Origin of the sequence: Catellatospora bangladeshensis (assembly GCF_016862575.1) — a bacterium.
GTDB classification, from domain to species: domain Bacteria; phylum Actinomycetota; class Actinomycetes; order Mycobacteriales; family Micromonosporaceae; genus Catellatospora; species Catellatospora bangladeshensis.
In genome coordinates this window covers 378,189-398,640 of sequence record NZ_BONF01000009.1, presented here as the reverse complement: position 1 = coordinate 398,640, position 20,452 = coordinate 378,189, and the positions used below count along the sequence as shown (strand labels likewise).

The window sequence follows — 20,452 nt, the reverse complement described above, 5'->3', positions numbered from 1 at the left end:
CATGAAGCTGCACACGTGGCCGGCGGTCGCCGTGCTGGCCGGATCGGCGGTGGCGGGGACGGTGGCCGTGCCCGGCCCGGCGGCGGCCGCACCGGCCGGGATGGCGTACTCCGCCGCCAACAGCGTCGCCACCGGCGACCAGGACGGCGCCGCGATCGCAATGAACCGCAACGGCTACCTGGCCGTGGTCTGGGAGGACGACCGCGACAGCACCGCGCCGGGCGACAGCGCCCACTCGGAGGTGTTCCTCCGCCTCTACAAGGACGGCGTGTCGCTGTACGAGAAGAAGCTGTCCGCGGCCGGGACCAGCGGCACGGCCTGGAAGCACATCTCGCCCGACGTCGCGCTGGACGACAGGGGCAACGCCGTCGTGGTGTGGTCCGACGACCCGGACGGCAACGGCTACTACAACGTGCCCTACCGGGTGCTCGGCCCGACCGGCACGCTGCTCGCGTCCGGGCAGGCCAACGCCGACGCGACCGGCCAGCAGATCCTGCCGCGGGTCGCCGTCGACCCCGACGGGACCCCGAACAATGCGAGCGCGGTGGCGTTCAGCGTCGTCTGGGAGGACATTCAGGGCACGGCCCCGGCCACCGTCCGGGCGGCGGGCTTCACCAACATCACCACGAAGGCGTACGAGGTCACGGCCGGCCAGGCCGCCGGCGCGCACCACCGGCCCGACGTGGCCGTGCCCGCCTCGGGCGATGCGATCGTCGTCTGGGACGAGGACGCCGACGCCAACGGCTACTACAACATCGGCCTGGTCCGGCTGGCCAAGGCGAACGGGGCGGTGAACCTGACCAGGCGCTCGGCCAACTCGCTCGGCGACGGACAGCAGCTGCGGGCCGCCGTCGCGGCGAACTACAACGGCGACTTCACGGTGGCCTGGGAGTCTGACCATCCGGGCACGTTCGGCGTGTGGTCGCGCTCGTTCGCCGCCGACGGCGCCCCGCGGCATGCGGAGGTGCAGGCGTCGAGCGAGGCGGGCGCGAACACGGCCAGCGTCGGGCTCGACGACCAGGCCAACGTGGTCGTCGGGTGGACCACCCCGGCCAACGCGCGCGACGTGTGGGCGCGCGGCCTCAACCCGGACGGGACCGCCGACGGCCGTATCGCCGCCCAGCACTTCGGGCAGGTGAGCACCGGCAGGCAGGAGCAGGCGGGCGTCGCGGTGTCGCCGTGGGGCGAGGTCGCGATCGCGTACACCGACGACAACGACGGCAACCTGTTCGACCAGGTGTACCTCGGCACGGGCGTGGTGAACTCGACGTTCCTGCGCAAGGGCAGCTACCGGGCGCAGGCGAAGCTCATCGCCCCGCCGGCCTGACCCGTACCACCAGGCGGCGCTCCCGGCCTGACGGCGGGGGCGCCGCCTGTCACACGGCGGTCTCACATACGAAATCTTGACGCTCCACAACCTTCACGATTTTGTGAAAGGCGCGTACGTTCAGGTTCATGACTCACGCGATCACCGCGACCGGTCTGCGCAAGGCCTTCGGACGCACCCGCGCCCTCGACGGCCTCGACCTGACGGTCGCCACCGGCGAGGTGCACGGCCTGCTGGGGCCGAACGGCGCCGGCAAGTCCACGACCATCCGGGTGCTGCTCGGCCTGCTCCGCGCCGACGCCGGCGAGGTCCGGATGCTCGGCGGCGACCCCTGGCGCGACGCCGTCACCCTGCACCGGCGCCTGGCCTACGTGCCCGGCGATGTCAACCTGTGGCCCAACCTCACCGGCGGCGAGGCCATCGACCTGTTCGGCCGCCTGCGCGGCAGCCTCGACCAGGCCCGCCGCGCGGAGCTGCTGGAACGGTTCCAGCTCGATCCGACCAAGCGCTGCCGCACCTACTCCAAGGGCAACCGGCAGAAGGTCGCCCTGGTCGCCGCGTTCTCCTCCGACGTCGAGCTGTTCATCCTCGACGAGCCCACCTCGGGCCTGGACCCGCTGATGGAGGCCGCGTTCCAGCAGACGGTCCGCGAGGTCACCGCCGAAGGCGCCACCGTGCTGCTGTCCAGCCACATCTTCTCCGAGGTCGAGGCGCTGTGCTCGCGGGTGAGCATCATCCGGGAGGGCGTGACCGTCGAGTCGGGCACCCTGGCCGAGATGCGCCACCTCACCCGGACCACGGTCACCGTGGAGGCCACTGAGCCGCTCACCGGCCTGGACGCGCTGCCCGGTATCCATGACCTGGAGGCCGACACCACCCGCGCCCGGTTCGACGTCGACTCCACCGCGCTGCCCGCCGTGCTGGCGCACCTGGCGACGTTCGACGTACGAAGCCTCACCAGCCAGCCCCCGAGCCTGGAGGAGCTGTTCATGCGCCACTACGGCGCCCAGCCCGCGCAGCCGGAGACGGCCCGGTGAGCGCGTACGCGGGCACCGGCAGCCTGCTCCGCCTCGCCGCCCGGCGCGACCGCATCCAGCTGCCGATCTGGATCCTCGCCTCGGCCGGGCTCATGTCGGCCGGCACCAGCGCCGTGGCCAGCGAGTTCCCGACGGAGGAGTCGCGGGTCACCGCGCTCAAGGGCGCGGGCAGCAGCGCGGCCGTGCTGCTGATGCGCGGCGTGCCGGTCGGCACCGACCTCGGCGCCCTGGTCAACTTCCGCAACCTGGCCACCATCCTGGTCGTGGTCGCGCTGATGAACACGTTCCTGGTGGTCCGGCACACCCGCCAGAACGAGGAGACCGGCCGTGCCGAGCTGATCGGCGCGGGCGCGGTGGGCCGGCACGCGCCGCTCACCGCCGCGCTGCTGCTCGCCGTGCTCGCCGACATCGTCTTCGGCCTGGTCATGACGGGCACCATCATGTCCAGCGGCCTGGCCGCCGAGGGCGCGCTCGCGTTCGGCGCGGCGTGCACCGTCACCGGCCTGGCCTTCGCCGGGATCGCCGCGGTCGCCGCGCAGCTGTTCCAGGGCGCGCGCGCCGCCAACGGCCTCGCCGCCACCATCGTCGGCGTCGCGTACCTGGTGCGCGGGGTCGGCGACGCGATCGGCGAGCGGGCCGCCGACGGCATCCAGGTGGTCAGCGCCTGGCCGACCTGGGTGTCGCCGCTGGGCTGGGGCGAGCTGGCCCGCCCGTACGGCGACGAGCGCTGGTGGGTGCTGGCCGTGCCGCTGGCGCTTGCCGTCGCCTGCGTGATCGCGTCGTTCGTGCTCGTCGACCGCCGCGACCTGGGCGCGGGCCTGATCCCCGACCGGCCCGGCCCGGCCTTCGGCTACCGCTACCTGCTCAGCCCGGTCGGCCTGGCCTGGCGACTGCACCGCGGCTCGACCATCGGCTGGGTGCTCGGCGGCTTCGTGTTCGGCCTGGCCATCGGTTCGCTCGGCAAGGCCGTCAAGGACGCCCTGGGCACCAACGCGGGCGTGATCGACATGATGGAGGGCCTGGCCGGGGGCGGCGGCGGACCCGACCTGGTCAAGATGTTCTTCGCCGCCATGATGAACACCTTCGGCGCGCTCGCCGCGGGTTACGTCATCCAGGCGTTGCTGCGGCTGCGCTCGGAGGAGGCCGGCGGCACCGCCGAGGGCCTGCTCGCCACCGCCGTGAGCCGCACCCGCTGGATCGGCTCGCACGTGCTCGTGACGGTCATCGGGGCCGCCGTGATGCTGCTGCTGGCCGGGGCGGGCGCCGGGATCACCGACGCGCTCGCGGGCGGCGACGTCGGCATCGGCACGCTGGCCCTGGCCGGTCTGGCCCAGCTGCCCGGAGCCCTGGTCGTGGCCGGGTTCGTGGTGCTGGTGTTCGGGGCGCTGCCGCGCCTGTCGGTGGCGCTGGCCTGGGCGGCGCTGGTGGTCAGCATCGCCTGCGGCCTGTTCGGCGACCTGTTCGGCCTCCCGCAGCTGGTCCGCGACGTGTCGCCGTTCACCCACGTGCCGGCCATCCCGGCCGTGGACCCGAAGGCACTGCCGCTGCTGGCGCTGACCGGCGTCGCGGTGGCGCTGACCGCGGCGGGCATGGCGCTGTTCCGGCGGCGCGACCTGTCGACCTGACGGGCCCGTCCGGGCCGGTGGTGGAGGATGTGCGGATGGCAGTACGTGATGAGGAGGCCGTGCGGCGCTTCGTCGAGCACCTCGCGATGACGCTGTCCGACCTCGGCTTCCCCCGCATGCCGGCCCGCGTGCTCGGCGCGCTGACCGTCGACGAGGAAGGCGTCATGACCGCCGCACAGCTCGGCGAGTGGCTCGGGGTGAGTCCCGCGGCCGCCTCCGACGCCGTCCGCTACCTGGTCCAGGTCGGGCTGGTGCTGCGGGAGCCGGTGCCCGGCTCCCGCAGCATCCGCTACCGCTGCGTCAGCAACTCCTGGTACATGGCGAGCGTCGCCAAGGGCGGGGTGTACAAGCTGGTCGCCGACGTGATGAGCGAAGGGCTGGCGGCGGTGGGCACCGGCACGGAGGCTGGTGCCCGGATCACGGAGATGGTGGACTTCTTCCTGTTCCTCCAGGACGAGATCGCCGCGCTCGTAGCCAAGTGGCAGGCCACTCGCGGGACACCCGCCGCCTGACCGTCAGCCCAGCAGGCGCCAGCGGTGGTCGGCGGTGCCGTTGTCCTCGTACTGCACCACCTGGGCGCTGTCGGCCGTGGACATCCCGGACACGCCCAGCACCAGGCCGCTGTTCAGGTTGCGGATGCGCAGCCAGCCGCCGCCGTCGCCGACCAGCTGCCAGTAGTGGTCGGCCGAGCCGACGCCCGCGAACTGCTGGATGAGCCCGTTGTTGGCGCGGGACATGTTGTTGACCGCGAGCACCTTGCCGCTGTGCTGGTTGACGATCATGTACCAGTTGTTGCCGACGTGGTCGAAGCGCCAGTTGTGGTCGGCGGTGCCGTTGTCGGCGAACTGCACCACGTTCGCGCTGTCCGCCGTAGACATGCCGGACACGCCGAGCACCTTGCCACTGTGAGCGTTCTGCACCCGGTACCAGACGCCGGGCCGCACGATCGCGGGCGTGGCGGTCACCTTCCACTGCAGCACCCCGCCGGAGAACCCCGCGCGCAGCTGGACGACGACCCGCAGCGCCGTCGTGGTGACGGCCGTGAAGGTCGTGTTGTTGTACGCGTTCAGCGCCAGCCCGTACCCCGACGCCCCCGCCACGGCCTGCCACGAGCCCGCGGCGGTCAGGTACTCGACCCGCCACGACGCGGGCACCCGGCACTGCCCGTGCCCGGTGTCGTCGTACCAGTACAGCGACACCGCGCTCGCGGTCACCGGCGCCGCGTAGGTGTACTGCACCCACTCGCTGGTGCCCACGTGGTCCCACCACGTCATGCGGCGCCGCGCCTGGTCGTACGAGCCGGCCGGGTCGTAGTAGCTGTTCAGCGCGGCCACGGTGTCGCCGCTGAAGCAGTGCGACGCCGACGGGGTCGCGGGCAGCTGCCACGTGTTGCTGCCGCCGACGGTCGGGAACGAGCTGATGCGCAGGCTGGCCGCGCCCATCGGGATCAGCCGCACGTTCTTGATCGGTTCGCTGGAGGCGACCGGGCTGTTCTGCAGCGGGGTGACCACGTTCTCGCTGTCGGCCTGCCAGTTCGGGATGGCCCTGGCCTGGGCGTTGAGCGCCACCGGGGTGCCCGTCGCGGTGAACGGGTTGCCGGTCGCGCCGGTCGTGGTCGCGCTGAACGTGCCCGGGATCAGGCCGTAGTTCCACGCCGAGGTCGGCATGACCTGCCACTCCGGCCAGGCGTTCGCGGGGTCGTTGTAGCGCAGGAAGTTCTGCCCGATGTCCAGCGCGTAGGTGAGCGGGCCCCGGCTGACCGACAGCGCGTTGTGGTTGGCGGTCCAGGTGGTGGTGCGCACCGCCATGGGCAGGGTGAGCACGACGGTGTCGCCGTTGTTCCAGGTGCGGTTGACCGCGACGTACGCCGGCCCGGCCACCACCGGCTGCGCCGCCCCGTTCACGGTCAGCGTGGGGCCGGCGCACCACCCGGGGATGCGCACGTACAGCGGGAACGCCACCGCCCCGGCCGTGGCCAGCCGCAGCGTCACCGTGTCGCCGAACGGGTACGCCGTGTCCTGGGTGAGGGTGACCGTGGCCGCCGCCGCGCCCACCTTGGCGGTGGTGGTGCTCGGCGCGTACATGGTCACCGCCAGGCCCCGGTCGGCGGTGGCCTGGACCAGGTTGTCGGTGAAGTAGCTCCAGCCCTGCCCGTAGTTGTGCGGGCAGCAGCGGTACTGGTCCACGCCGAGCATGAACGCCTGCATGGCGAAGCCGTTCTGGTACTGCCCCTGCGTCTTGGCGCGGTTGTCCAGCTGCACGCTGTTGGCGCTGACCACGTAGTGCAGCGAGCGGTGCGTCGGCTCGACCGCCGCGGGCAGCGAGTTGAAGGCCAGGTTCTCGCAGCCGTCGGCCCAGCTCGGGTCGCCGGTGAGCCGGGTCATCGACTCGAAGCTCTGCATGAACTCGATGATTCCGCAGGTCTCGAAGCCCTGCCGCGGGTCGCGGTACTCGTTGCGGATGTTCTCGTCGCCCGCGAAGCCGCCGCCCGGGAACTGCCCCCAGTTGGACATGATCTGCGCGTAGTTGTTGTACGACGCCTGGGTCAGCGACGTGTCGCCGCGCAGCGCGATGAACGCGGGCTCGGTGAAGCCCTGCGCCAGGTCCACGTTGTGCATCGTGGGCAGGTTGTTCACGTAGTTCTTGCTGTACTGGTGGATCTTGTCGGCGAGGCCGAGCAGGAAGCTCTGGCCGGTGCGCGCGTACAGCCAGTAGACCGTGTCCAGGTTGGTCGCCCAGCGCACCGAGCCCCAGCTCTGGTTGAACACCGACGCCCCGAATGTGTTCTGGTACTGCAGGAACTTCGTCAGCAGCGGGATGATCCGGGTGTCGCCGGAGTACTCCTGGTAGGTGCGCAGCGCTTGGAGCAGCGGCATGAACGGCCAGAAGTCCGGGCCGCCGCCGAGCGAGGTGCGCAGCGCGTTCGGGCCGAAGAAGCCGTCGGCCTGTGCGGTGGCCACGATGCCGTTGACCCAGGTGGCGACCTTGTTGCGCAGCGTGGTGTCGCCGGTGACGGCGGCGATCGCGGCCAGGCCGCGCAGCCAGTACGGCAGCTCCTCCCAGCCGCCCTTGGTGCGGTCGGTCCAGCCGGTGTTCGCGTACACCAGGAAGTGGGACACCTGGTCGTAGTTGCCGCCGATGCCGGAGGCGTCCAGCGACAGCTGCTGGGCCAGCCAGCCGCTCGGCCGGGTCGATCCGGCGGGCAGCTTGAGGAACGAGGTGCGGGTCAGGCCGGGGGAGTAGGGGAAGTAGATCCCGCCCGACGAGGTGTCGCCGACCAGGGTCACCGGCGTGCCGGTGCCACCGGCCCAGGACTCGGTGACAGCCTGTCCGGCCAGGGCTAACCCGCCCGCGACGGCCAGGCCGCCACGCAGGACGGAGCGACGGTGCATGACGCCTCCCGGAAGCTCTATAACGTTATAGAAGAACGTTATAGACGAGCCTAAGTTCGATGAACACGGATGTAAACCCGATGTTTCGAACGCGCTGCGACCGTCTGATGTGGCGCGACGGGCACACCCTATGTAGAGTCTCTACCATGATTGCCGAGATCCGCTTGACGGTGCCGGTCGTCAGGGTCCTCGCGGCCCTCGTCGACGACCCGGCGGGCGAACACTACGGGATGACGCTGATGCAGGCGTCCGGCCTGCCCAGCGGCACGCTGTATCCGATCCTGGCCCGGCTGAAGGAGGCCGGCTGGGTGGAGAAGCGCTGGGAGGAGATCGATCCGGCCGCCGCCGGCCGCCCCGCCCGCGCCTACTACCGGCTCACCGCCGCCGCGCTGCCGACCGCCCGGCAGCGCCTGGCCGAGCTGCACGAGCAGACCCGGCCCGCCCCGGCGGGCACCGCCGCGAAGGAGGCCACCGCATGATCGGGACCTGCTGCCGATTCCTGCTGGCGCGTGCCGCCCGGCGCTGGCCCGCGGACCTGCGCGCCGAGATGATCGCCGAATGGCAGGCCGAGCTGCACGCCATGCCCGGTGCGTGGCGGCGGCTGCGCTACGCGGCCAGCCTCGCGGCCGCCGAGCCGCACCGCCGGGCGGGGACCGTGCTGTCGCCGGGCCGCCGCGTCGCCTCGGCGCTGCTGTCCTTCCTGCTCGTCGCGGCGCTGCCGGCGGGCTACCTGCCACTCACGATCAACTGGACGTGGTACATGACGGAGGACAGCGTCCGCTGGCAGACCTGGGTGGCCGGGGCCAGCGTCGCGGGCGCCGTGGTGCTGGGGATCGTCTGCGCACGTGTCACGACGGGGGTGACGCAGCTGATCAACCCGCTGCTGGTGCCGCTGTGGGCGGTCGCTCCCGCCTACCTCACCGTGCTCACCCTGCCCCTGTGGGAGGGGATGCTGCCGGACCGGGCCACGGTGATCGACGTGTCCTGCTGGGCGCTCAGCGCCGTGGTGCTGGGCACGGCCGCGGCCTGGGTCGCGCTCGCCGGGCGGCCACTGCTGTCCTGGGGAGCGGTCGCGCTCGCGGTCGCGGTGTCGTTCTGGTTCTCCCACATGCACAGCACCCTCAGCCACTTCGAGACGCACTCGGCGTACTTCTTCGGCGGCCGGTTCCTGCCCGCCTACCTCTTCGACGTCGCCGCCACCGGTTACCTCCACGTCACGATCTTCCTGCTGGTGTACGCGCATCACCTGGTGCGGCGGCACCGCCCGGGTGAGCCGGCGCTCGTCGAGCGGCCGGTGGCCGCGTAGCCTCCGCCCCGCCGTCGCGCCGGCCGCCTTCGCGGGAGCGCGACGGCGGCCGTCACCGCCCAGCAGGGCGGCGCAGCACCGTCACGGCGAAGTCGGCGGCGGGGTGCCAGGGGCGCAGGTCCCACGTCGCGAAGCGCTGCTCGACGAGCAGCCCGGCCTCGGCCGCGTGGGCGTCGAAGTCGGCCACGGCGTAGCCGCGCGTGGTGCCGAACCCGACCAGCACCGGCCCGTCCGGGCGCACATGCGCACCGATCCGGCGCAGCACCTCGACCTCGGTCTGCGGTGCGAGGTACGGCATCACGTTGCCGGCCAGGATCGCCGCGTCGAACTCCCGGAGCTGCCCGTCCGCGGTCAGCTCCAGCTCGGACAGATCGCCCACCAGCCACTCCACGTCGGGGAAGTCCTCGCGCGCGGCGGCGATCAGCACCTCGTCGGCGTCCACCCCGCACACCGTGTGCCCGCGCCCGGCCAGCGCGGCGCCGACCCGGCCGCTGCCGCAGCCCGCGTCCAGCACCGTCGACCCCGGCGGGATCATCGCGTCCAGCAGCCGCGCCTCACCGGCCAGGTCACGGCCCTCGGCGGCCATCCGCCGGAAGATCTCGATCATCCGCTGCGAGTGCCCCTGCTCCGTGTCCGTCACCCATCGGGTCCGCCGCGCCATGCCTGCCCTCCTGTGAAACGTCTCCCGTCCTGTCTACCGTGCCTGCCGGAGGGTATGGCCACGGCCCCTCCCGGGGTGACGGGCACCCGACCACGCGATAACCCCGGTCGGTGTGTACTCGTTGCGATCACACGTGGCCCCTGTGAGATCGGAAAGGCAGATGAGCGGTCGGTACGCCGTCCCGGACGTCCCCGGGTTCGTGGACGCCTGCGACACCGTCGAGCTCAAGGCCGTGCTGCCCGAGGGGGAGGGCCGCCGGGCGGCCGCGTCACTGGGCTTCGACCTGGCCGAGGCGGTGACCCGGGAGGTCTTCTACCTGGACACGCCCGCGCTCGGGCTGGAGCGGGCCGGGATCATCGTGCGGGTGCGCCGCACCGGCGCGAGCGGCGCCGACGCGACCGTGCGGCTGCGGCCCGCCGACCCGGCCGCGATCGACCCCGACCTGCGCCGCCGCAAGGGCTTCACGGTCGAGCTGGACATGTCGCCGGGCGGGTTCGTCTGCTCGGCGTCGCTGAAGACGCGCCTGGCGGGGGCGACCGTGGCCGCCGCCGTGGGACGGCGCACCCCGCCGAGCGCGCTGTTCACGCCGCGGCAGGGGCGGCTGTTCCACGCGTACGCGCCGCACGGGCTGACCCTCGACGGGCTGTCGCTGTTCGGCCCGGTGCCGGTGCGGCGGCTGGCCGGGTCGGCGCACGGCTGGCCGCACCCGCTGTCGGTGCAGCTGTGGGAGTTCCCGGCCGAGCCGGTGCTGGAGCTGTCCAGCCGGGTCGCGGTGGCCGACGCGGCGCAGGCGGTGGCGCGCTGGCCGGTGTTCCTGGACCGGCACCGGGTCCGGCCGTGGATCTTCCGGCACACGAAGGCGCAGGCGGCGCTGCGGGCGCTGGAGCCGCGGCCGACCTACGGCTGACGCTGTCGGACCCCCATGATCGAATGCCGGCCATGGGTGTGCTGTTCGACTACTTCCGCGCCGTCGACGACGCGACGGCGGTCCACCTGATGGACGGGCTGGAGGGCGGACCGATCGCGGTCCCCGACGGGTCCGTCGACGCCGTCGACCTGCGCGGCATCGACCCGTACGTGCGGCTCGGGCAGCTGCTCAGCCTCGCCCGCGAGGTCGAGTGGGAGTGGGACACGGCCCGCACCGGGCTGCTGTGGCCCGAGGAGGATCAGGATGACAGCGTCCCGTTCCTGCTCTCGCTCGGCGACGGCGCACGCGACACCCTCGCCGGGCTCACCGCCGAGCACATGGCCGACCTGTCGGCGCAGTGGGCGCGCATCGAGGAGCCGGGCGCGGCCGACGGCGAGCCGGCCGGCCCGATACTGCCGTTCATCGAGGAGATCGCCGGGCTGGCCCGCCGCGCGCAGGCCGCCGGGGACCATCTCTACTGCTGGTGCGGGCCGTGAAGAACCGTTGAAGAACCGGTGCGGCGCGCGCTCCGGCGGCTAAGGTCGGTGCCTCACGGAAGGGGAGGCCGGAGTGAACGCGCGCGTGCTGATCGCCGAGGACGATCCGAAGCAGGCCCACCTGCTGCGGGTGTACCTCGAACGGGAGGGGCACAGCGTGCAGGTCGTCGGCGACGGGCTGACCGCGCTGGAACGCTGCCGGGCATACCGGCCGGACCTGCTCGTGCTCGACGTGATGATGCCCACCCTGAGCGGCCTGGACGTGTGCCGCATCCTGCGCGCCGAGTCCGACGTCGGCATCCTGCTGCTCACCGCCCGCAGCACCGAGAACGACATCCTGGCCGGTCTCGACCTGGGCGCCGACGACTACGTCACCAAGCCGTTCAGCCCGCGCCAGCTCGCCGCCCGGGTCCGCGCGCTGCTGCGCCGCACCCGGCCCGGCAGCGCGAAGGACGAGGTCGTCCGGGTCGGCGATCTGGAGATCGACGAGGGGCGCTTCCAGGTGCGGGTGGCCGGCCGCGTCGTGGAGCTGACCGCCAAGGAGTTCGGCATCCTGGCGACGCTGGCCGCCGCGCCCGGCCGGGTGTTCACCCGGGCGCAGATCATCGACCGCGCGTTCGGGTTCGACAACCACGTCGAGGAGCGCACCGTCGACGCGCACGTGATGAACCTGCGCCGCAAGGTCGAGGACGACCCGGCCGAGCCCCGCTACGTGCAGACCGTGTACGGCCGCGGCTACCGGCTCGCGGAGCAGCCGTGAGCTTCCGCGTCCGGGTCATCGCGCTGGTCATGCTCATCGCGGTCACCGCGACCGGCGCGACCGCGTGGCTCACCCTGCGCCAGGCCTCGCGGGAGTTCGACCGCACCGTCACCGCCAACGCCGAGCAGCTGTCGCTGATCACCACCGAGCTGACCGACTTCGCGCGCACCCGCGGCAGCTGGAACGGCGTCGACGACCTGGTGGGCCGGTTGTCCCTGCATACCGGCCAGCGCATCCGGCTGGCCGCCACCGAGGGCACGGTGCTGGCCGACTCGGACGTGCTGGCCGGGCAGCCGGCCCGTGGGGTCGCCGGGCCGCCGCTGGTCGTCGACCCCCGCCCGGTCTGGCAGCCGCACCCCGCAACAGTAGCGCATCCCAGTCCCAAGATCGTTCTGCTGGCGGAGTACGAGTACCGCCTGGGGCTCGCCTTCGCGGCCTGCCTGACCAGGTCCGGGATCGGCATCCGGCTGGAGGAGTCGGAGCTGGGCGTCGCGCTGCCGCGACCCGTCACCTCCAGCGCGGCCAGCAAGGCCTGCGACATCGAGGCACGCAACCAGCCTGGCATCGACGACGTCGACCGCGTGTTCGAGGCCGAGCTGCGGCGCTGCGCGGCGCAGGCCACCGGCGCGGTGACGTGCCTGCAGGACACGTTCGCGGCGGCCGTCGGCCGGTCGGCGCCCGCGGAGCTGCGGGTGTACGTCGGCGCGGCCGAGCAGCCGCCGCCCAGCCTGCCGGTGGACTCGATCCTGGCCACCGCCGCCGTCGTCGCGGTCGCCGGGGCGGCCGTGTCGTGGCTGCTCAGCCGCCGGGTGCTGCGCCCGATCGGGGCGCTCACGGCGGCGTCCGGGCGGGTGGGCGACGGGCAGCTGGCCGAGCGCGTGCCCGTGCACGGCCACGACGAGCTGGCCGGGCTGGCCCGCTCGTTCAACCGGATGGCGGACTCGCTCCAGCAGAGTGAGCAGCGGCAGCGCCAGATGATCTCCGATGTGGCGCACGAGCTGCGTACGCCGCTGGCGAACCTGCGCGGCTACCTGGAGGCGCTCAAGGACGGCGTGCTGCCGCCGACGCCCGAGCTGTTCGAGTCGCTGCACGACGAGGCCGTGCTGCAGCAGCGCATCGTCGACGACCTGCAGGATCTGGCGCTGGCCGAGGCGGGGGTGCTCACCTACCAGCGGACCGTGCTCGACCTCGCCGAGCTGGCCGCGACGTGCCGCACCGCGCACGCCGCGCTGGCCGCCGCGGGCGGGGTCGAGCTGCGCGTCACCGGCGGCGGGCCGCACCGGGTGCACGGCGATCCGGACCGGCTGCGGCAGGTCGTCGGCAACCTGATCCGCAACGCGCTCGCCGCGACCCCGCCCGGCGGCACGATCACCCTGTCCACCGCCGCTGACGGTCCGTCGCACGTGCTGGAGGTGGCCGACACCGGCACCGGCATCGCCGAGGCGGACCTGCCGCACCTGTTCGACCGCTTCTGGCGCGCCGACCGGGCCCGCGGCCGGGGCCGGGGGTACACCACCGGCTCCGGCCTGGGCCTGCCCATCGCGCGCCAGATCGTCGCCGACCACCACGGCCGCATCACCGCCGCCAGCGAACTCGGCTCCGGAACCGTCTTCACGATCCACCTGCCCGCCGTGCCGGTGTAGACCGGCTCACCTCACCCGATGCCGTCGACCGCGGCCCTGAGCGCGTTGATCGACGGGTCCCAGGTGAAGTTCAGGACGGGTATCCCGGAGGCGGCGGCATTGCTGTCGCCGCCGAGGACCACCGCCCGCGGCTTGTTGGTGCCCTGGGGGACGACGAGATACCAGTTGCCTCTCACGTTCGCGATGAACACTTCATCTACCTCCTGGTCGGGTGGGTTCGGGTTGGCGACGTCTCCGGCGTAGGTCTCGAAGTCCACCGTCGCGGCGAAGTTCGTGGGGCTGCCCGTGTTCAGCCAGAGACTGGTGTGCACATGTGGCCCGACACCGCTGTCGCTGCCGTTCGCCGAGGCGCCGGAGTAGGCGATGGTCTGGCCGCGCGACACACGCTGACCGGTGGAGACGCTGATCCGCGACAGGTGCAGGTGCCGGGTGTAGTTGCCGTCGTCATGGGCCATCCCCACGACGCGGCCGGTCGCGGTGGAGGTGTCTGTCTTCACGAAACGGATCGTGCCGCTCGCGGCGGCCATGACGGGCGTGCCGATGCCGACCGCGTAGTCGGTGCCCGGCTCGCCCGAAGGCGGCGTCCGGTTCCGGTGGTCCTGCCAGGAACTCGAGATCCGGACGATTCCGCACGGACGCTGGTAGCTGCCGGCGGCCTGAGCGGAGTCGGGCAGCAGCGCGAAGGCGGCCGACACCCCGGACGCCGCCAGCGCGGCGCTGGTGAGGAATCCCCGTCTCGAAAGTCCCCGCAGGTAGGCGATGCCATCTAGCTCCTCGGGCCGCAGCTCGCCGTGGCCGACGTCCCGAGGAGGGTCAGGGGAAGGCCGTTCACTGAGGATCATCAATGCAACCTAAGGCTGCTTCCGTTTCAGGGCAAGGGTTTCCGCAGGTTCTTTCAGGACCAAGGCCTGTCCCCGCAGTTTCCTTTCAGGCGGATTCCAGGACGAAGTAGAGGAAGCACATGAAGCGCCCGGAGCCCACTACCAGTTGCCGAGGCCGCGTGGGTGCCCCGAACAGGCACGGGCTCGGGCAGGTGGGCCGGGATCCGGCCTCCCGTCCGCTGTTGACCAGGCAAGACGCCATCAGTGCCGGATCGGATCTTCAAAAGTTCTTGATCAGCCGGTGCCTAGCGTGCCCGCGTGACTTCGCAGACCGATCAGGCTTCCCGAGGTGCCCGGACGGGGCAGCGGCGCCGTACCCGCGGCACGGTGGGCCGGTGGTGGGCCGTGCTGTTGCTGCTCGGCGGGGCGGTGCTGGTCGGGTTCGGGTTGCTGCGCGGGACGGCCGGGCCGGCAGCCGTCCCCGTGCCCGTCCCGCCGAGCGAGGCGGCGAGCCCGTCCCCGAGTGCCGCCCCGCGCACCTCTCCGTCACCCGCGCCGGTGTACCGGCTGGACGGGGAGTTCCCGGCGTCGGGGCCGGGCACGTGGCGGTACGCCGGTGGGCGCAGCAAGGTGTTCGGCAGCGCGGGCGGGCTGCGCCGGTTCCGGGTGGCCGCCGAGACCAACGTCGCCGATGCCGAGCTGGCCGGGTTCACCCGCACCGTCGAGCAGACGCTCGGCGATCCCCGCAGCTGGATCGGCAGCGGTGAGCGGCGGCTCCAGCGGGTGGCCGGCGGGTCGGCGTACGACTTCACGATCCTGCTCGCGACCGGGGAGACCACCCGCCGCCTGTGCGCGACCGGCTACATGGACACCCGCGTCGACGGCGTCTCCTACACCTCGTGCCGCCTGCCCGGCCGGGTCGTCATCAACCTCAACCGCTGGCGGCTGTCCGTGCCCGACTACGTCGACGGCGGCACCGAGCTGTCGGTCTACCGCGCGTACGTCATCAACCACGAGGTCGGGCACGAGCTGGGGCGCAACCACGAGAAGTGCCCCGGCAAGGGCAGGCCCGCCCCGACCATGCAGCAGCAGACGTTCGGCCTCAAGGGCTGCACCGCCAACCCCTGGCCCTACCTGGACGGCAGGCGCTACACCGGGCCGCCGGTGTGACGGCCTCACCGGGCCGCGCCCGCGACGGGCACCGGCCGGGCCGTCCCGGCGAACGGGTCGATCGAGCGCTCGACGAAGATCGCGTGCCACAGGCAGAACATCAGCACGGTCCACACCTTGCGCGAGTGGTCGGCCTCCCCGCGCTGGTGCGCCACGAGCAGGCTGCGGGCGTACGCCAGATCCAGGTGCGCCCCGGCCGCGGAGCGGGACAGCAGCTCGTGCGCCCAGTCGCCGATGTCGCCGCGCAGCCACACCCGGGCGGGCGTGGCGAAGCCGAGTTTGCGCCGCTGCGCGACGGGCGCCGGGAGCAGGCCCGCCACGGCGGCCCGCAGCAGCCGCTTCGTCTGGGGACTGTCGGGGGAGACCCGCAGCGCGGCGGGCACGCTCGCGGCGGCCTCCCACACCCGCTGGTCCAGGAACGGCACGCGCAGCTCCAGCGAGTGCGCCATGGACATGCGGTCGGCCTTGGTGAGGATGTCGCCGGGCAGCCAGGTGTGCAGGTCGACGAGCTGCATCCGGCTCACCGGGTCGAGGTGCGCGGTCTCGGCGTACACCTCGTCGGTCACCGCCGTGCGCGGGACCGCCGGCCGCCCGTGCAGCAGCCGCGCCTTCTGCTCGGCGTCGAAGATCCGGGCGTTGCCGTAGTAGCGCTGCTCCAGCGGGGTGGTCGCCCGGTCGAGGTAGCTCTTGCCGCGCACCCCCTCCGGCATCGCCCGCGACACCTGCCGCAGCGTGCCCTGCACGGCGCGGGGCAGCCGCTGCACCGGCGCCGTCGCGAACGGCTCGCGGTAGATCTCGTACCCGCCGAACAGCTCGTCGGCGCCCTCACCGGACAGCACCACCCGCACCTGCCGGGACGCGGTGCGCGCCAGGAAGAACAGCGGGATCAGCGACGGGTCGGCCAGCGGGTCGTCCAGGTGCCAGGCGATGCGCGGCAGCTCCCGCAGCACGTCGGCGGCGGTGACCACGGTCGGTGTGAAGCGCAGCCCCAGGCCCTGCGCGGTCTCCGCGGCCAGGTCCAGCTCCGAGTATCCGGGGATGTCGAACCCGGCGGAGAACACCTGCAGGTCCGGCTTCACCTCGCTGGCCAGCGCCACGACCGCGCTGGAGTCGACGCCGCCGGACAGGAACGCCCCGACCGGCACGTCGGCGACCATGTGCGCCCGCACGCTGTCCCGCAGCGCGTCCCGCACCCGTGTCGTCAGCTCCTGCTCGCTCACCCCGGCACGCGGCGCGAACCCCGGCCGGAAGTGCCGGTCCAGCCGCACCTGCCCGCCCGGCTCCCAGGTCAGCGCATGTCCGGCGGGCACCCGGCGCACCGCCCGGTCCATCGTGTACGGCTCGGGCACGTACTGCAGCGACACGTAGTGCGCCAGCGCGTCCGGGTCCACCCCGCCCCCGCCGGGCAGCGACTTGCGCTCGCTGGCCAGCCACAGCCCGGCCGGCGTCACCGCGTAGTGCAGCGGCTTGATGCCGAACGGGTCACGCCCGGCGTGCAGCCGCCGCTCCTGCCGGTCCCACAGCGCGTACGCGAACATGCCCCGCAGCCGCCGCACCGCCCCCGGACCCCAGTGGTGGAACGCCGCCGCGAGCACCTCGGCGTCACCCGCCGTCGCGAACACCGCACCGAACTCCCGCGCCAGCTCCTCGCGCAGCTCGCGGTAGTTGTACACCTCGCCGTTGAAGCACAGGTCCCAGCGCCCGGCGTGGGTCAGCGGCTGGCGGCTGCCCGCCACGTCGATGATGGCCAGCCGCTGGAAGCCCATCGTCACCCCGGGCTGCGGGACCGTCACCACCGAGTCGTCCGGCCCCCGGTGCCGGATCGCGCACAGGCCGGCATGCACCACCTCCCGCGCGTCCCCCACACCCTCGGCGCTGATGAAGACCACAAAGCCGCACATACGATGCCTCCGTCCAGTCCGGCGATCGAGCGGACGGTATGGGCCGGCTTGTTAAGACCCGATCAAGAGCCGATGTGCGGTCGATGTGGCCGCCCGGGGCTCGGCCTTAACGGGTTCTTCACACCGGTGCGGGCACACTGCCCTGGCCGGACGCACGGAGGTGACGCGATGACGGCGAGGATCCTGGTCGCGGAGGACGATCCCAAACAGGCGAACGTCATCCGCATGTACCTGGAGCACGAGGGCCACAGCGTGCTGTCGGTCGCCGACGGGCGGGCCGCGCTCGACCAGTGCCGGGCGCGCAAACCCGACCTGGTCGTGCTGGACGTGATGATGCCGCTGGTCGACGGGCTCGACGTGTGCCACATCCTGCGCGGCGAGTCGGACGTGCCGATCATCCTGCTCACCGCACGCAGCACCGAGAACGACATCCTGCTCGGCCTCGACCTGGGCGCCGACGACTACATCACCAAGCCGTACAGCCCCCGCCAGCTCGTCGCCCGGATCCGCGCCCTGCTGCGCCGCTCCGGCGTGCTCACCGGCGGGACCAGGACGCCGCTGGTCGTCGGCGACCTGGTCGTCGACCCCGACCGCTTCGAGGTGCGGGTCGACGGGCGGCTGGTCACGCTGACCGCCAAGGAGTTCGGCATCCTGGAGGTGCTCGCCGCCGAACCCGGCCGCGCCTTCACCCGCGCGCAGATCATCGACCGCGCCTTCGGCTTCGACCAGGACGTGCTGGAGCGGACCGTGGACGTGCACGTCATGAACCTGCGCCGCAAGATCGAGCAGGACCCGGCCGAGCCGCGCTACGTGCAGACGGTCTACGGGCGAGGCTACCGGATCCCGGAGGCGGCCGGATGACGTTCCGGGTGCGCGTGTTCGTCCTCGTCGCGCTGGTCGCGCTCGTCGCCACCGGCGCGAGCACCTACGTGACGCTGGCCTTCGCCAAGAGCGAGGTCGCCCGGTCCGCCGAGACGCAGCAGCGGGTGATGCAGCAGATCGCCGACGAGATCACCCGCTACGGCCAGGACCACGGCACCTGGGAGGGCGTGGCCAACCTGGCCGAGCGGCTCGCCCGGCAGACCGGCCGCCGGATCCGCCTGGACACCCAGCAGTTCCGGGAGGGCATCGTCGACACCGCGCTGCTGCTGGACCAGCCGGTCGAGCCGATCACGGATCTGACCACGCTCATCGACGCCCGCCCCCGGTTCGAGGTGCCCGTCTGGGTCGGCGCCAAGATGCGCGATCAGGTGGCCGACTCGATGGAGGGCTACCGGCGGGAGGTGCGCTTCGCGGCCTGCGTGACCAGGCACGGCTACGATCCCAGGCTCCTCACGGTCGCCTACGGCGTGCCTTCCTTCACCTACCCCGCCGTGCCCCACGATGTTCTGCAGACCTGCGGGCTGGGGACCGGCAGCACTCCGGAGTCGCTGCGCCGCGACGAGGCCGAGGTCGCGCAGTGCGCGTCGGCCGCGGCCGCGCCGGCCGTGGCGCCTTCATCCGCCGCCACGCCCGGCGCCGCCGATCCGGTCCGCTCTGAGCTGGCCTGTATGCAGGAGGCGTTCCTGGCCCGGATCGGCACCACCGGGCCCGAGCCGCTGCGGCTGGCCGTGGACGCGCCCGAGGGCACCATCTCGGCCACCCCGATCGCGCTGGCGGTCGGCGTGGTCACGGTGCCCATCATGCTCGGCACGCTGCTGCTGAGCCGGCACGTGCTGCGCCCGATCCGCGGGCTGACGGTCGCCGCCCGGCGCTTCGGCGAGGGCGCCCTGGAGCAGCGGGTCACCGTCGCGGGCGGCGACGAGCTGGCCCGGCTCGCGGTCACGTTCAACCGCATGGCGGACTCCCTGCAGCGCAGCGAGGAGCGGCAGCGCCGGATGATCGCCGACGTGGCGCACGAGCTGCGCACGCCGCTGGCCAACCTCAGGGCATACCTGGAGGCACTGGAAGACGGGCTGGTCACCGCAGACGCGGCGCTGTTCCGCTCGCTGCACGAGGAGACCCTGCTGCAGCAGCGGATCGTCGACGACCTGCAGACCCTCGCCCTGGCCGAAGCGGGGGAGCTGCGGTACCACCGCGCCCCGGTCAGCCTGGGCGACCTGCTGGAGAGCTGCCGCACGGCCCACCAGCCGTCGGCCTCGGCGGCCTCCGTCGAACTGGACGTCGTCGCCGACCCCGCCGTCGTGGTGGAGGGCGACCCCGACCGGCTGCGCCAGGCGCTGGGCAACCTCGTCACCAACGCGGTGCGGCACTCGCCGGCCGGTGCGACGGTGACCCTGGAGGCGGTCCGGGTGGGCCGCGAGGTGCTGCTGAAGGTCGTCGACCGGGGCAGCGGAATCGCCGACGCCGACCAGGGGCGGGTGTTCGACCGGTTCTGGCGGGCCGACCCGGCGCGGCGGCGCAGCAGCGGCGGCAGCGGCCTGGGGCTGGCCATCACCCGGCAGATCGTGCTGGACCACCAGGGCTCGATCTCGCTGACCAGCGCGGTCGGCGCGGGCACCACCTTCACCATCCGCCTGCCCGCGCCGCGCTAGCCGTATCATCCTCCGATGCGGATGGTCGCCATGGACGACGGCGTACGGCTGCGCACCTGGACCACCGGCACGCCGAGCACCCTGTCGCCCGTGGTGCTGCTGCACGGCGGGCCGGGCATGTGGGACTACCTCGCGCCCGTCGCCGACATGCTCGCGCCGTACACCGTCGTGCACCGCTTCGACCAGCGCGGGTGCGGCGGCTCCGACCTGTCGGACGGGTACACCATGGCCAGGTTCGTCGACGACGTCGAGCAGCTGCGGCGGCACTGGGCGCACGAGCGCTGGGCCGTGCTCGGCCACTCCTTCGGGGCGACGCTCGCCTTCGACTACGCGGTCGCACATCCACGGCACACCAGCGCGCTGGGCTATCTCAGCGGCGTCGGTGTGGGCGACTGGCGCAGCGCGTACCAGCAGGAGAAGGCGCGGCGGCTGACCGCGGCGCAGGCGGCGCGGCTGGCGGACCTGACGGCGCGGCCGGCGCGCTCGCGCGACGAGGAGGCCGAGTGGCGGGCGCTGAACTGGTGCACCGACCACGCCGACCCGGTGTCCGGGTGGGCGCTCGCGATGGCTGACGCCTGCCCCGACGTGCCGATCAACACCGAGGCGCACCGCCTGCTCAACGGCGAGACGAAGCGCCGCGCCGACGCAGCGGTCCTGGCGCAGGCCGCCGCGCTCGATCTGCCCTGCTGGTTCGTGCACGGCGCGGCCGACCCCCGGCCCGCGAGCGCCGTGGCGGCACTCGCCGCCGCCGTGCCGGGCGCGCGGATGCACGTCATCGACGGCGCGGGGCATCAGCCGTGGCACGAACGCCCGGCTGAGCTGGCCACGGTCCTACGCAGGATCATCGAGTGAAGTCGAGCGGCCGCGACCG

Annotated in this window: 18 protein-coding genes; 14 read left to right on the top strand and 4 right to left on the bottom strand. The window is 72.9% G+C overall.

All coding sequences use genetic code 11. The annotated features are described in order from the left end of the window. Position 1 precedes the first annotated feature (1 nt). From Cba03nite_RS09250 to Cba03nite_RS09235, 4 genes are all read left to right on the top strand, one after another. Positions 2-1,327 carry a hypothetical protein gene (locus Cba03nite_RS09250; protein WP_239125579.1) on the top strand — a complete coding sequence of 442 codons (1,326 nt, stop codon included), beginning with the start codon at positions 2-4 and terminating at the stop codon, positions 1,325-1,327. A gap of 128 nt (positions 1,328-1,455) precedes the next feature. Beyond that, on the top strand, positions 1,456-2,364 hold the full coding sequence (locus Cba03nite_RS09245) for an ABC transporter ATP-binding protein (protein ID WP_203744077.1): 909 nt from the start codon (positions 1,456-1,458) through the stop codon (positions 2,362-2,364). After that, complete coding sequence (locus Cba03nite_RS09240; protein WP_203744075.1) at positions 2,361-3,989, top strand: ABC transporter permease; 1,629 nt, start codon at positions 2,361-2,363, stop codon at positions 3,987-3,989. Before Cba03nite_RS09245 ends, Cba03nite_RS09240 begins: the two co-directional genes overlap by 4 nt. Positions 3,990-4,024: 35 nt before the next feature. Beyond that, positions 4,025-4,501 (top strand): GbsR/MarR family transcriptional regulator, encoded by a 477-nt coding sequence (locus Cba03nite_RS09235; protein ID WP_203744073.1) that lies wholly within the window; start codon positions 4,025-4,027, stop codon positions 4,499-4,501. Between the two features lie 3 nt (positions 4,502-4,504). Here the strand turns inward: Cba03nite_RS09235 and Cba03nite_RS09230 are convergent, their stop codons facing one another. Continuing rightward, positions 4,505-7,381, bottom strand: a complete 2,877-nt coding sequence (locus tag Cba03nite_RS09230; protein ID WP_203744071.1) for a beta-L-arabinofuranosidase domain-containing protein — start codon at positions 7,379-7,381, stop codon at positions 4,505-4,507. Between the two features lie 146 nt (positions 7,382-7,527). On the opposite strand from Cba03nite_RS09230, the gene Cba03nite_RS09225 reads away from it, so the two are divergent. Further along, positions 7,528-7,860 (top strand): PadR family transcriptional regulator, encoded by a 333-nt coding sequence (locus Cba03nite_RS09225; RefSeq protein WP_203744069.1) that lies wholly within the window; start codon positions 7,528-7,530, stop codon positions 7,858-7,860. Continuing rightward, a complete protein-coding gene (locus Cba03nite_RS09220) occupies positions 7,857-8,687 on the top strand; it encodes a hypothetical protein (protein ID WP_203744067.1) in 831 nt (276 codons plus the stop codon). Before Cba03nite_RS09225 ends, Cba03nite_RS09220 begins: the two co-directional genes overlap by 4 nt. A gap of 52 nt (positions 8,688-8,739) precedes the next feature. Here the strand turns inward: Cba03nite_RS09220 and Cba03nite_RS09215 are convergent, their stop codons facing one another. Continuing rightward, positions 8,740-9,348, bottom strand: coding sequence for a class I SAM-dependent methyltransferase (locus tag Cba03nite_RS09215; protein ID WP_203744065.1), 609 nt, complete (start codon positions 9,346-9,348; stop codon positions 8,740-8,742). A gap of 160 nt (positions 9,349-9,508) precedes the next feature. Here Cba03nite_RS09215 and Cba03nite_RS09210 point away from each other — a divergent pair, with 160 nt between their 5' ends. From Cba03nite_RS09210 to Cba03nite_RS09195, 4 genes are all read left to right on the top strand, one after another. Next, a complete protein-coding gene (locus Cba03nite_RS09210; protein ID WP_203744063.1) occupies positions 9,509-10,255 on the top strand; it encodes a CYTH domain-containing protein in 747 nt (248 codons plus the stop codon). A 32-nt stretch (positions 10,256-10,287) separates the two neighbouring features. Next, positions 10,288-10,752 (top strand): hypothetical protein, encoded by a 465-nt coding sequence (locus Cba03nite_RS09205; RefSeq protein WP_203744061.1) that lies wholly within the window; start codon positions 10,288-10,290, stop codon positions 10,750-10,752. Between the two features lie 73 nt (positions 10,753-10,825). Continuing rightward, the gene (locus Cba03nite_RS09200; protein WP_203744059.1) at positions 10,826-11,512 is read left to right on the top strand and encodes a response regulator transcription factor; all 687 of its coding nucleotides are present in this window, start codon (positions 10,826-10,828) and stop codon (positions 11,510-11,512) included. After that, the gene (locus Cba03nite_RS09195; protein ID WP_203744057.1) at positions 11,509-13,155 is read left to right on the top strand and encodes a sensor histidine kinase; all 1,647 of its coding nucleotides are present in this window, start codon (positions 11,509-11,511) and stop codon (positions 13,153-13,155) included. The genes Cba03nite_RS09200 and Cba03nite_RS09195 overlap by 4 nt, the downstream gene beginning before the upstream one ends. A gap of 11 nt (positions 13,156-13,166) precedes the next feature. On the opposite strand, the gene Cba03nite_RS09190 is transcribed toward Cba03nite_RS09195, so the two are convergent. Further along, positions 13,167-13,997 (bottom strand): M23 family metallopeptidase, encoded by an 831-nt coding sequence (locus tag Cba03nite_RS09190; protein WP_203744055.1) that lies wholly within the window; start codon positions 13,995-13,997, stop codon positions 13,167-13,169. Between the two features lie 297 nt (positions 13,998-14,294). Here Cba03nite_RS09190 and Cba03nite_RS09185 point away from each other — a divergent pair, with 297 nt between their 5' ends. Next, the gene (locus Cba03nite_RS09185; RefSeq protein ID WP_203744053.1) at positions 14,295-15,146 is read left to right on the top strand and encodes a DUF3152 domain-containing protein; all 852 of its coding nucleotides are present in this window, start codon (positions 14,295-14,297) and stop codon (positions 15,144-15,146) included. 5 nt (positions 15,147-15,151) lie between these two features. Here Cba03nite_RS09185 and asnB read toward each other — a convergent pair whose 3' ends face one another. Next, a complete protein-coding gene (asnB, locus tag Cba03nite_RS09180; protein ID WP_203744051.1) occupies positions 15,152-17,047 on the bottom strand; it encodes an asparagine synthase (glutamine-hydrolyzing) in 1,896 nt (631 codons plus the stop codon). Positions 17,048-17,215: 168 nt separating this feature from the next. Between asnB and Cba03nite_RS09175 the strand changes: the two genes are divergently transcribed. Genes Cba03nite_RS09175 through Cba03nite_RS09165 form a run of 3 tightly spaced genes read left to right on the top strand, consistent with a single transcriptional unit; the run spans position 17,216 to position 20,433 of the window. Further along, a complete protein-coding gene (locus Cba03nite_RS09175) occupies positions 17,216-17,908 on the top strand; it encodes a response regulator transcription factor (protein WP_203744049.1) in 693 nt (230 codons plus the stop codon). Continuing rightward, positions 17,905-19,581: a sensor histidine kinase gene (locus Cba03nite_RS09170; protein WP_203744047.1), complete on the top strand. Its 1,677-nt coding sequence runs from the start codon at positions 17,905-17,907 to the stop codon at positions 19,579-19,581. The genes Cba03nite_RS09175 and Cba03nite_RS09170 overlap by 4 nt, the downstream gene beginning before the upstream one ends. Positions 19,582-19,596: 15 nt before the next feature. Beyond that, positions 19,597-20,433, top strand: coding sequence for an alpha/beta fold hydrolase (locus Cba03nite_RS09165; protein ID WP_203744045.1), 837 nt, complete (start codon positions 19,597-19,599; stop codon positions 20,431-20,433). Positions 20,434-20,452 lie beyond the last annotated feature (19 nt).